The sequence below is a fragment of the Psychrobacter sp. L7 genome (assembly GCF_002810365.1).
Lineage (GTDB): Bacteria > Pseudomonadota > Gammaproteobacteria > Pseudomonadales > Moraxellaceae > Psychrobacter > Psychrobacter celer.
Genome location: NZ_NEXR01000003.1, coordinates 328,251 through 340,098, shown reverse-complemented (window position 1 = coordinate 340,098; position 11,848 = coordinate 328,251). Strand labels below are relative to the sequence as shown.

Below are 11,848 nucleotides of genomic sequence, written 5' to 3'. Positions count from 1 at the left end.
ATGTCAAATAGCAACTTCAATGCTCATGCAGCAATGCCGCAAAACTTGTCATCCAACAACACGCGCAATATTCCGCATTATTCAAATCAAGGCCAATACCCTGACAGCTATTATGCCGCCAGTCGTAACCCAAAACCGGACAGACCGACGCTCAAAAACGACATTCAAGCAGAAATTTGTGTGGTGGGCGGTGGCTATAGTGGCCTATCAACAGCGCTGCACCTCATCGAGACCGACCATGAAGTCGTCGTCCTCGAAGGCGCGCAAATCGGTTGGGGTGCCTCAGGGCGCAACGGCGGTCAGATCGTCAATGGCCTAAACGCCAGCCTACAAAAAATCAAAAAATCCTATGGCCAACAAAATGCTGACTTCGTCGGTCAGCTGGTGACTCGCGGTGGCCAAATCATTCGCCGGTTTGTCACTGATTATAATATTGACTGCGATTTAAAAGAAAAAAACATCTTTGCCGCCCTCAATAAAGGTCAACTAAAAGACTTACAAGAGACGCATGCCCTTTGGGAGCGCCACGGTATGCATGATCGTGAAATGCTAGACAAAAATGGCATTCAACAGCATATCAAAACCGATGCCTATGTCGGCGGCGTCATCGACCACTCAGGCGGCCATCTGCATCCACTCAACCTCGCCCTCGGTGAGGCGGCAGCAATCGAACAAGGCGGCGGCACCATCTACGAAAACACCCTAGTGGTGGATATTGAGTATGCCGATGACCACATCAAAGTCATTACCGAGTTTGGCTCAGTGACCTGTCAGCAGGCGGTACTGTGCGGCAATGCCTATCTAAATAAAGTCATTCCAAAGTTGACGGACCGCGTCATGCCGGTCTCGACGCAGATTATCGCCACCGAACCGCTAGGCGAGCTGGCCGATCAGCTGCTACCGACCGATGTCTGTGTCGAGGATGTGCGCTATATTCTTGACTACTATCGCCTCTCAGCGGACAAACGCATGCTGTTTGGCGGCGGCACGGTCTATGGCGGCCAAGACCCCGCCGATATCACCGCCAAAATCCGCCCAAATATGAACAAAATCTTCCCAGAGTTACGCGATGTCAAGATTGACTATGCGTGGAGCGGCAACTTTGCCTTGTCGTTTTCGCGAGTGCCGCAGATGGGCAAACTACATGAGCGGGTATTTTTTGCTCATGGCTATAGTGGACATGGCGTCACAGGCTCGCATCTGTTTGGACAAATACTCGCCGATGCCATCAATGGCAAAACCAAAGAGTTTGATACTTTTGCCAAAATACCTTGGATTCCCTTTCCTGGTGGCCGCGCCCTACGTGTGCCCTACTCTGTGATGGGCTCTTGGTGGTATGCGCTAAAAGACACCACAGGCCTATGATGGTATCAATCCCTTGACGTGTACTCAGCGCCTCAAGACGAGGTACTTATCAAGCGTCAGTCTTGCTTTTTAAGTCACCCGTTTTCGCGTTTGGTCTATTGCTACACCCCCTTATCATAACAACGGATTGTTGTGATAAAGCTTGGTAGAAAGTGGGTTTGCCTGCTGTCTACTGGGCGTCAATCATAAAATAGAGCTTGTTCTATCAAACAAAGTTTTACAGGGAGCGTAAGTATGAACATGAAACTCAATGATGCTGTCGAGGGGCAATATCATAACAAACGAGTCTTTCTTACCGTCATCGCCGCAGTCGCCATCTATCTGGCGTTTGCTTGGTTATCGTCCAACCACGACCCAGGCGAGTCTTGGGGCGCGTTGTCTTTATTACCCACCTTGTTGGTACTCATCACCGCTATCGTCTCTAGACGGCCATTTGAATCCATGATCGCAGGCTGTGTCGCAGGTCTTGTGATGCTCAACCCCTTCGATCTGGTATCGCCGTTTGCTGATAATATGTCGATGGTCTTGGGTAATGAGACCATTATTTGGATTATCTTAGTTTGCGGCCTGATGGGCGGGCTGATTCAGCTCCTTGAGATTAGCGGCTGTCTCGATGGCTTTAGCGAATGGCTCCAAAAAATCATCAAATCACGGCGGCAGTCTTTGCTTGCCACCTTTGCCCTTGGGGTGATTGTTTTTATTGATGATTATCTCAACTGTCTGGCAGTATCGACATCAGTCAAAAAACTGACCGATGCCTATAACGTCTCACGCGAAAAACTGGCTTATATCGTCGACTCAACCGCAGCGCCTATGTGTATCATCGTCCCTATCTCGACGTGGGCAGTATATTTTGCGGGCCTACTAGAAGAAAATGGCGTGGCAGGAGATGGTGAAGGCATCGGGCTTTATATCAGTGCGATTCCGTATATGGCCTATGCTTGGTTTGCCTTAATTATCGTGTTTTTGGTGGCGTATGGCGTCCTTGGTAATTGGGGACCGATGAAAAAGGCCGAGGCGCGTGCCAAAGCAGGCAAGCCTGTCCCAGAGGATTTTGTAGAAGAGCAGCTGGTCTCAAACGTCAAGGCCAAGCGCAAGCTATCATTTAAAGCCAATATCATGAACTTTGCCTTTCCCATGATTTTGCTGATTATCTCGACCGTTTATTTTGAGATTGATCTGCTGCGCGGGGCGTTATTGACTTGTTTTGTGACCGTTGTTCTCTACTGGGTGCAGGGTATTTTGAGCTTTGAGACCCAGATGGAGGCGGTATTTAAAGGCTTTAAAGTCATGCTCTACCCTCTCTCGACCGTCATTGGCGGGTTTTTTCTAAAAGCCATCAATGATGAGCTTGGCATGACCACGTATGTGATTGAGGCCATCACCCCTTATATGACGATTGTCATTTTCCCTGCGGTTATCTTTGCGGTCATGGCGTTTTTGACCTTTGCCACCTCATCGAGCTGGGGTCTGTACGTCCTTGCCATGCCGATTGTCTTTCCGATCTCATTGGCCTTAGGCGTCAACACCCCGCTTATGATCGGCGCGCTGCTGTCTGCCTCATCATTTGGTAGTCATGCTTGTTTCTTTAGTGACTCCTCATTACTCGCCGCCCAAGGCGCTGGCTGCTCACCCATGCAGCATGCGTTTACCCAGTTCCCTTATGCGATGCTCGGCGCGGTGTTATCTGTCATCACCTTCTTAGGTTTGGGCTTTATGATGGCATAAGCTTGGCTACCGAGCAGACAATATATGAGCGATACTGGTCGATATCATGTTAAGTACTGCGCGATGCAGACTGCTCGGCAAATAACGGACAGATGGGGAAGGACGCTCTGGTCGTTGCCCATTATTTACCACTCTGTCGTTAGGATTGGCCCTCAAGGTAAGCAATGCCTAGCGACATGGGCCCAAAATGGCTAGATTTGATACTAATCTAGATTCGATACTGACCTAGATTTGATACTGACAAGGAATAAAAATATGCGTACTGTTACCGTTGCGGCCACTCAGATGACTTGCGGCTGGGATATACAACAAAACATCGCCGCCGCCACCGACTTGGTGACCAAAGCGGCCAACGCTGGCGCCAATATTATCTTGCTACAAGAGCTGTTTGAGACGCCTTATTTTTGCCAAGTACATGACTTTGATTATTTTAAACTGGCGAGCTCAGTCGAAGATAACGCCGCTATCACGCATTTCAAAAAACTGGCCAAAGCATTAGGAGTGGTGCTACCGATTAGCTTTTATGAAAAATCGGGCAATACTTTTTTTAATAGCGTCACCATCATCGATGCCGATGGCGAGATACTGGGCACCTATCGCAAAACCCACATACCAGACGGTATCCCTTATGCCGAAAAATTTTACTTCACCCCTGGAGATACAGGGTTTAAAGTCTGGGAAACCAAGTACGCCAAGATAGGCGTCGGTATCTGCTGGGATCAGTGGTTTCCTGAATGCGCGCGCAGTATGGCGCTGATGGGTGCCGAGATTTTGTTGTATCCGACAGCAATTGGTGATGAGCCCACACTGGGCATTGACTCAAAAGGACATTGGCAACGCTGTATGCAGGGGCATGCGGCGGCCAACCTAATGCCTGTGGTGGCCGCAAATCGTATCGGCACAGAGACCATTCGCCAAAATACTCATGACAGCACTCTGCAGTTTTATGGTCGCTCATTTATCACCGATGGGCGCGGCGAGATTATCCAAGAAGCATCAACAGATAACCAAGAGGTCATCACGGCGACTTTTGACTTAGATAAGCTGGCAATCGATCGGCGTCAATGGGGCGTGTTTCGTGATCGCCGCCCATCGATGTACGCCACCTTGCTCACACATGGCTAATGGCATACTGGCTCATAAGACTGTCATAAGATTGCAAACTGATTTGCCTGAACCTGAGGTACGTTTATATGTCATTATCTTCCAATTTATTAATCACAGACTCTGTGCCGCAGCAAGACGGCTTTTTTATGCCAGCAGAGTTTGCGCCGATACAAAAAGTCTGGATAATTTGGCCATACAGGGCCGATAACTGGCGGCAAAACGCGGCTCCGGCGAAGGCCGCGTATGCCGATGTCGCGCGGGCGATTCGTGAGTTTTGTGACGTCGGCGTGTTGGTCAGTCCTACTGATTATCTCGCCTGCCGCGCAAGCTTAGCTGCCGATATCGAGGTCATCGCTATGCCCAGCAACGACGCATGGGCGCGTGATATCGTGCCGACATTTTTGCTCAATGATAAAGGTGAGCTGCGCGCTTGTGATTGGACCTTTAATGCTTGGGGCGGTGACTATGACGGTCTGTACTCACCTTGGGATGACGATGACAAACTGGCCGCACGCCTGTGCGAGTATCTAGATATCCAGCGCTATCGTACTGACGGCTTTGTGATGGAGGGCGGCGCGTTTCATGTCGATGGTGAAGGCACGCTTTTGACGACTCGTATGTGCTTGCTGAGCGCTGGACGCAATCCGCAGCTCAGCGAGCGGCAAATCGAAGACCAGCTAAAAGCATATCTGAATGTACAAAAAGTGCTGTGGCTCGATGACGGTATCGACCCCGACGAGACCACCGGCCATATCGACGATATCGCGTGCTTTGCCCGTCCCGGTGAGGTGGTTTGTCTATACACCGACGACCCTGAGCACCCCTTTTATGAGGCGACCCAAAAAGCCTATCAGCAGCTATCTGCGATGAGGGATGCCAAAGGCCGACGCCTGACGGTACATCAGCTGTGCTGCACCAAAGTACCTGTCACCCTACCCGATGACTATGAGATTGAGCAATCTGACGATGCCAAAGCGCGCCATGCAGGCGATGTTTGTATCGCCTCGTATGCTAATTTTTTGATCTGCAATGATGCCATTATCGTGCCGCAATATGATGATGCCCATGACAGCTTGGCCATTACTCAGCTTGAAAAAATATTTCCGCAGCATCAGGTAGTAGGCGTACGTACCAAAGAGATTGTCTATGGTGGTGGTAATATCCACTGTATTACCCAGCAGCAACCCAAATGCCTTGCTTAAACAGATAAACTTAAGCGAATAGGCAAAAACCTAAACGGATTTTAACGCTAACTAAGGAATATATATGAGCGACTATCAAGTAAATAACCCAGCCACGGGCGAAGTAGAAGCCACTTATCCGGCCGCCGCTGAGCAAGACATCCAAAACGCCATTGAGCAAGCCGATAACGCTTATCAAGACTGGCGTCAAGTGTCATTTGACAAGCGCAGCGCTTTATTGCACAAGGTCGCTGATCTGTATCTTGAGCGTCAAGATACGCTGGCGCGCATCGTCGCCACAGAGATGGGCAAACCCGTAGCGCAGGCCAAAGGTGAGATTGGCTTGGTGGCTGAGATTTATCGCTACTATGCCGATAATGCCGAGCAGCTACTTGCGCCAAGTACCATCGAAGTTGATAGCGGTCGCGCTTCTGTCGAGAAGCACCCTGTCGGGGCGTTACTTGGCATTATGCCGTGGAACTACCCTCATTATCAGGTCGCACGATTTGCCGCGCCAAACCTCATGGCGGGCAACACCATTATCCTAAAGCACGCGCCGCAGTGCCCCAAAACTGCAGAAGCCATCGTCAACATTCTAAAGGACGCAGGCTTGCCTAAGGGCGTCTACAACAACGTGTTTGCCACCAACGAGCAAGCCGCCACTATCATCGAAGACCCGCGCGTACAAGGCGTCTCGCTGACAGGCTCTGAGCGCGCAGGCCAAGCGGTCGCCAAAATAGCTGGCGGCGCGCTCAAAAAAGTCGTCTTAGAGCTTGGCGGCTCAGATGCGTTTATCGTCGCGGCCGATGCCGATATCGAGCAAGCCGTCAAAGGGGCAATCTCAGGGCGGTTTGGCAATACCGGACAAGCCTGTAATGCAGCCAAGCGCCTGATCGTCATCGAGTCGATCTATGACAAGTTCGTTGAGGGCTTTACCAATGCCGTCCGCGACATCAAACTGGCAGACCCCCTTGATGAGCGTACCTTTATCGGCCCGATGTCCTCAAAAGCCGCCGCGACCAACTTACAAGCACAGTTAGACAGCGCCATCAAAGCCGGTGCCACGGTACTGATCGAGGGCGGGATGATCAAAGACAAACCCGGCGCGTGGTTTGCGCCTACCGTGCTGACCGATGTCGATGAATCGATGGATGTCTACCGTGAGGAGTTGTTTGGTCCTGTCGCCGTCATCTATAAGGCACGTGATATCGAGCATGCTATCCAGATCGCCAACGACGTGCCATTTGGTCTTGGCGCTTCTATTCAGACGCAAGATGCTGACTTGGCCACTGATATCGCCGACAAGCTAGACGTCGGTATGGTGACCATCAACGCCCCTTCTGGTAGCGAAGCAAACACGCCATTTGGCGGGGTCAAACGCTCAGGGTTTGGCCGCGAGCTTGGCACGCTGGGTATCACTGAGTTTTTAAACCATAAGCTGATTCGCGACAAGTCTTAATGCACCTTGGCCACGCCCAATGACAAAACAGCAGCCTAACATAAACTGTCAGGCTGCTGTTTTGGGCGATGAGAAGCTCTCTGTTTTTAAGCTTTCTTTCTATTTTCAGAGCGGCTCTCTTTACCGATCTTAGCGTTTAGGCGGGTTATCCTTGAGCCACAGTTGGTTGACGATCTTTAATTGGCGCAACTCTTCTGCCATGATCGACTCACTGATACCAGGGTATTTGATACGAGCATAGCTATATAACACAATGCCCAGCACCGTCCAGCCAAGGAAGATCCACCACTCAATTGCAGTTAGCGCTGATGGCATGCCTGGCATATATAGCATCAACAGACCAATGCTCAGCGCAATCGTCACCATACCGACCAGCTTGCCTGCCGGTATCTTAAATGGACGTACCATATCAGGCTCGCGGTAACGCAGCACCAAAAAGGAGATCGCCACACAGCTATAAGCGATGACAATCCCAAAACCGCCCGCATCGACGATCCACACCAGCATCTTGCGACCAAATAATGGCGCAAGCGTCGCAAGACCTCCGATCAATAAGATCGCATTGGAAGGTGTCTTATACTTAGGATGCAGCTTGCCCAAAAACGCTGGCAACATATGTGCTTTAGACATGGCATAAAGTAGACGACTGCCACCGATCAAAAAGGCATTCCAGCTGGATAAAATACCCAGTACACCGCCGATAACCAATAAGATACCAGCCCACTTGCCCTGCCAAGCATTGGTCATCGCATCGGCTGTCGCAAGCGTTGAGTTCTCTGCTTGTATCAGCGGTAAAGTGGTACCCACACTCCACGCAATACCTACATACCACATCACCGCCACAATGATAGAGACAATCAAAAACTTGCCAATATTGGGACGCGTCAGGTCAATCTCTTCTGCTGCCTGCGGGATGACATCAAACCCGACAAACATAAAGGGCACCATCACGATGACGGCCATAATACCGCCGATACCAGCGATAAAGGCGGGAGCTTGTACAGAGTTTGTATTTTCAGGATTAAACAGTACCGCACCGATAAACAGTAGCGTACCGACAAATAAAATACCCAGTACCGCTGTTTTTTGGAACCATGCACTGACTTCCATACCGCGAATATTTAGCCAAGTGACAATGATCGAGCCCAGCATCCCAACGCCCACCCACGTGGCATAGACATCCCAGCCGGCGATGGTCCAAAGATAGCCTTGGTTGTAATTGGGAATAAAATACTCGACCACCGTTGGCAGAGCGACCGCTTCAAACGCCACCACCGAAAAATACCCAAATAAAATGCTCCATGAGCAGATAAAGGAGACATTTACCCCCAGCGCTCGATGCGTATAAGTATGCTCGCCGCCTGTAATCGGCATAGAAGCGGCCAGCTCAGCATACGTCACACCGATTAGTATCACGGCCAAACCGCCTATCAAAAACGCCAGCATTGCGCCCCACGTTCCTGCAGACAAAATCCAACCGCCAGCCAAGACTACCCAGCCCCAGCCAACCATAGCACCGAATGCTAAGGCAATAATATCTAGCGTCCCTAACGATTTTTTTAATTCAGACATAACCTGCTCCTTGTCTGTGTGTCATCCGTGTGAACCTCTGATGGTTACACTATTTTTTGTTTAGCGGGATAGTACCCTTCATAATTATCATATATCCCTTTTTGTCCATGCCGTCGTTTGCATCTTACTTGATAGGCAAACGACAAAAACAGCAACGGCGTCTTGACTTGCAAGGCGCCGTTAGAAAAAATGTACTCAAAGCGAGTGCCATCATGGGCAATCTTGCTGTATAAACCTAGCCCTGCCAACCAAGAACACCGCTTGCTTGACAAGGGTACATCACACCATACAGGATTCAATCGTAAGCCAAGACAGATGACCACCGATTGAGTTAAAGACATACACTAGGCGGTTAAGATATTTTTGATGATATCTAGGCCTTCTTGGAGTACTTCATCTTCGACTGTCAGCGGCACCATCACACGGATGGCATTGCCGTACATGCCGCAAGAAGCAAGCAGCAAGCCTTGCTCAAAGGCTTTGGCTTTTAGATCAGCAGTTGCTGCGGCATCCGGCTTGCCATCACTATCGACCAATTCAAACGCCAGCATCGCACCTTTATAGCGGATATGACCGATAGTACTTAGATTTAAGTCTTTTAAGAAAGTTGCGATTTTATCGCCAATTTCCACACTACGCGCCAGTAGGTTTTCTTCTTCGATGACTTCCATCACGGCCAAAGCGGCCACGCAGGCAAGCGGGTTGCCAGAGTATGTGCCGCCCAAACCGCCAACTTGCGGCGCATCCATGATATCAGCGCGGCCGATGACCGCAGAGATAGGATAACCACCTGCCAAACTCTTGGCACTGGTCATAAGATCTGGCTCAACGCCCAATTGCTCACCAGCAAACAAGGTGCCTGTACGAGCAAAGCCGCACTGCACTTCATCAAAGATAAGAACGATGCCATGCTCATCACAAATCTCGCGCAGCGCTTTGGCAAATGATGGCGTCACTTGGTGAAAACCGCCCTCGCCTTGTACCGGCTCGATGATCATCGCCGCCACTTCGCTAGGATCGATGTCTGCTTGAAAAATCATCTCAAGGCTATGCAGGGCTTGGGCTTCGGTGACGTTTAGCTCTTCTGCTGGAAACAAAGCATGAAACACAGGGCCTGGCATCGGACCGAAGTTCTTTTTGTATGGCAATACTTTACCTGTCAAGCTCATGCACATGGAGGTGCGACCATGCCAGCCACCGACAAAAGAGATGATACCTGGACGCCCAGTCTTAGCACGAGCAATCTTGACGCAGTTTTCGACCGCCTCTGCGCCAGTGGTCAAAAACAAGGCTTTTTTGTCACCGCTGATGGGCGCTTTTTCGCAGAGCTTTTCGGCCAGATCGACATAGCACTCGTAATTCATGATTTGCGCGGCGGTATGGGTAAACTTGTCTAGCTGCTCATGGACACGCTGGGTGATTTTGGGGTGGCTGTGACCGGTGTTAAGTACAGAGATACCGCCGATAAAGTCGATATAGCGATTGCCTTCTACGTCCCAAACTTCTGAGTTTTTGGCTTTTTCTGCAAAGACAGGAAAGGCCACACCAAGTCCAGTTGGTAGGATAGCTTTACGGCGCTCGAGTAATGATTGATTGGTGATTGTCATAAGAATGTCCTTTTTCTTTCTTTTTTGCGTAGGTGCCAGTTGCGTCATGGCGGTTTATGGGAAGTATAAACGATAGATGGGACGCATCACTCTGACGAGTGTCTGAGCCCCTTGAGCTGCGACGATGCCGCATTAAGATGAAATGGTTAAATAAAAAGCAGCGTATGCTAGGTGCGATTAGGCACTGACATCAGAGCACCAGTACTTGGTCACTACATACTCTTCGATGCCGTATTTTGAGCCTTCGCGGCCAAAACCTGATTGCTTGACACCGCCAAATGGGGCAACTTCCGTGGAGATAAGGCCGGTATTATGACCGATGATGCCGTATTCCAGCCCTTCTGTGACACGCCATGAGCGCGCATAGCTGCCACTATAAAAATAAGCGGCCAAGCCGTAGATGGTGTCATTTGCTTGACGGATGACATCTGCTTCGTCGTCAAAGGTAAAGATGGTGGCGATGGGGCCAAAGATCTCCTCAGAGGCGATATCCATCTCAGCTCTGATATCAGTGATGACGGTTGGGTTGTAAGTCAGCTCTGAAGCACCGTTGGTGCTGCCGCCAGTGATAAGCGTCGCGCCTTTGTCTAAAGCGTCTTTTAGCAGCGCTTGCACTTTCTCCAAAGCTTTTTTGTTGATCAACGGGCCAATATCCACGCCTTCGTCCATGCCGTTACCGACATTGAGCTCAGCGACTTTTTTGACAAACACGTCAAGAAACTTGTCTTTGATGCTCTCTTGTACATAGACGCGGTTGGCACAGACACAGGTTTGACCGGCGTTGCGATATTTAGAGGCGATTAAGCCATCAGCGGCGGCTTCTAAATCAGCATCATCAAAAACGATAAATGGGGCATTACCACCCAGCTCAAGTGATAGTTTTTTGATGGTTGGCGCGCACTGTGCCATCAAGGTACGACCCACTTCCGTAGAACCAGTAAATGACAGCTTATGAATGCGTGCATCACCGGTGAGAATATCGCCGATGGTGGAGGATTTTCCCGTGACCACTTGGATGACGCCTGCTGGGATACCTGCTTGCTCAGCCAATGCGCCAAGGGCTAGCGCCGAAAATGGCGTTTCGGTTGCAGGCTTGATGATCATGGTGCAGCCTGCTGCGAGCGCCGGTGCCGCTTTTCGGGTAATCATCGCCGCTGGAAAGTTCCAAGGGGTGATGGCCGCGCAGACACCGACGGGCTGCTTTAGGATGACATGGCGCAATTTTGCTTGGTTGGCAGGGATGACATCGCCATAGACGCGTTTGCCTTCTTCGGCAAACCAGCGGATAAAGCTGTTGGCATAACCCACCTCGCCGCGTGACTCAGTCAAGGGCTTGCCTTGCTCTGCGGTCATGATGATGGCCAAATCTTCTTTATTGGCATCGATCAGGTCAGCCCACTTTTGTAGTAGGATGGCACGCTCTTGTGCGGTTTTGGCAGCCCAAGCGATTTGGGCGTCGTGAGAGGTGGCCACGGCATCGTTGACATCTTCAGTGGTCAAGCTTGGTACCGTACCGATAAGCTCGCCATTAAACGGATTGCTCACATCCAGCGTCTCTTCGCTGCTTGCGACATGCCAGCCGTCTTTAATCAAGCACTGCTGTTTGAGCAAGTCTGGGTTGGAGAGTGGTAACGTATGTGGCTGTTGTGACATTGTGACGCTCCTTGTCAGTGATAGAGTGCAGATAACGCTGCAACTCTATCGCGGTACATAAATGACGGTCGATAACAGAGTTTATATAATCTATATAAAAAGAGTCTATATAAATAATGATTGATAACTGATTTATTGTTCAATATACTGAACAATCATTCTATATATGAGACATC

General features: G+C 50.1%; 8 protein-coding genes. 5 read left to right on the top strand and 3 right to left on the bottom strand.

Annotated elements, in window-relative coordinates; genetic code table 11:
• The 5 genes from CAP50_RS05135 to CAP50_RS05115 all read left to right on the top strand — a co-directional run bounded on the left by CAP50_RS05135 (position 1) and on the right by CAP50_RS05115 (position 6,840).
• The gene (locus CAP50_RS05135; RefSeq protein WP_241900655.1) at positions 1-1,365 is read left to right on the top strand and encodes an NAD(P)/FAD-dependent oxidoreductase; all 1,365 of its coding nucleotides are present in this window, start codon (positions 1-3) and stop codon (positions 1,363-1,365) included.
• A 234-nt stretch (positions 1,366-1,599) separates the two neighbouring features.
• Positions 1,600-3,093, top strand: coding sequence for a Na+/H+ antiporter NhaC family protein (locus tag CAP50_RS05130; protein WP_100749249.1), 1,494 nt, complete (start codon positions 1,600-1,602; stop codon positions 3,091-3,093).
• A gap of 255 nt (positions 3,094-3,348) precedes the next feature.
• The gene (aguB, locus tag CAP50_RS05125) at positions 3,349-4,218 is read left to right on the top strand and encodes an N-carbamoylputrescine amidase (RefSeq protein WP_100749248.1); all 870 of its coding nucleotides are present in this window, start codon (positions 3,349-3,351) and stop codon (positions 4,216-4,218) included.
• A gap of 68 nt (positions 4,219-4,286) precedes the next feature.
• On the top strand, positions 4,287-5,402 hold the full coding sequence (aguA, locus tag CAP50_RS05120; RefSeq protein WP_100749247.1) for an agmatine deiminase: 1,116 nt from the start codon (positions 4,287-4,289) through the stop codon (positions 5,400-5,402).
• 64 nt (positions 5,403-5,466) lie between these two features.
• Complete coding sequence (locus CAP50_RS05115) at positions 5,467-6,840, top strand: NAD-dependent succinate-semialdehyde dehydrogenase (RefSeq protein ID WP_100749246.1); 1,374 nt, start codon at positions 5,467-5,469, stop codon at positions 6,838-6,840.
• A gap of 129 nt (positions 6,841-6,969) precedes the next feature.
• Here the strand turns inward: CAP50_RS05115 and CAP50_RS05110 are convergent, their stop codons facing one another.
• The 3 genes from CAP50_RS05110 to CAP50_RS05100 all read right to left on the bottom strand — a co-directional run bounded on the left by CAP50_RS05110 (position 6,970) and on the right by CAP50_RS05100 (position 11,672).
• Entirely contained in the window at positions 6,970-8,412 is a 1,443-nt protein-coding gene (locus tag CAP50_RS05110) for an APC family permease (protein WP_100749245.1), read from the bottom strand.
• A gap of 344 nt (positions 8,413-8,756) precedes the next feature.
• Positions 8,757-10,019 carry a 4-aminobutyrate--2-oxoglutarate transaminase gene (gabT, locus tag CAP50_RS05105; protein WP_100749244.1) on the bottom strand — a complete coding sequence of 421 codons (1,263 nt, stop codon included), beginning with the start codon at positions 10,017-10,019 and terminating at the stop codon, positions 8,757-8,759.
• Positions 10,020-10,196: 177 nt separating this feature from the next.
• Positions 10,197-11,672 (bottom strand): NAD-dependent succinate-semialdehyde dehydrogenase, encoded by a 1,476-nt coding sequence (locus CAP50_RS05100; protein WP_100749243.1) that lies wholly within the window; start codon positions 11,670-11,672, stop codon positions 10,197-10,199.
• Between the last annotated feature and the right edge of the window lie 176 nt (positions 11,673-11,848).

Excerpts from the sequence above, each read along its gene's own strand:
- CAP50_RS05110 (WP_100749245.1), bottom strand. The coding sequence starts at position 8,412 with ATGTCTGAATTAAAAAAATCGTTAGGGACGCTAGATATTATTGCCTTA.
- CAP50_RS05115 (WP_100749246.1), top strand. The coding sequence starts at position 5,467 with ATGAGCGACTATCAAGTAAATAACCCAGCCACGGGCGAAGTAGAAGCC.
- aguA (WP_100749247.1), top strand. The coding sequence starts at position 4,287 with ATGTCATTATCTTCCAATTTATTAATCACAGACTCTGTGCCGCAGCAA.
- CAP50_RS05130 (WP_100749249.1), top strand. The coding sequence starts at position 1,600 with ATGAACATGAAACTCAATGATGCTGTCGAGGGGCAATATCATAACAAA.
- gabT (WP_100749244.1), bottom strand. The coding sequence starts at position 10,019 with ATGACAATCACCAATCAATCATTACTCGAGCGCCGTAAAGCTATCCTA.
- CAP50_RS05135 (WP_241900655.1), top strand. The coding sequence starts at position 1 with ATGTCAAATAGCAACTTCAATGCTCATGCAGCAATGCCGCAAAACTTG.
- CAP50_RS05100 (WP_100749243.1), bottom strand. The coding sequence starts at position 11,672 with ATGTCACAACAGCCACATACGTTACCACTCTCCAACCCAGACTTGCTC.
- aguB (WP_100749248.1), top strand. The coding sequence starts at position 3,349 with ATGCGTACTGTTACCGTTGCGGCCACTCAGATGACTTGCGGCTGGGAT.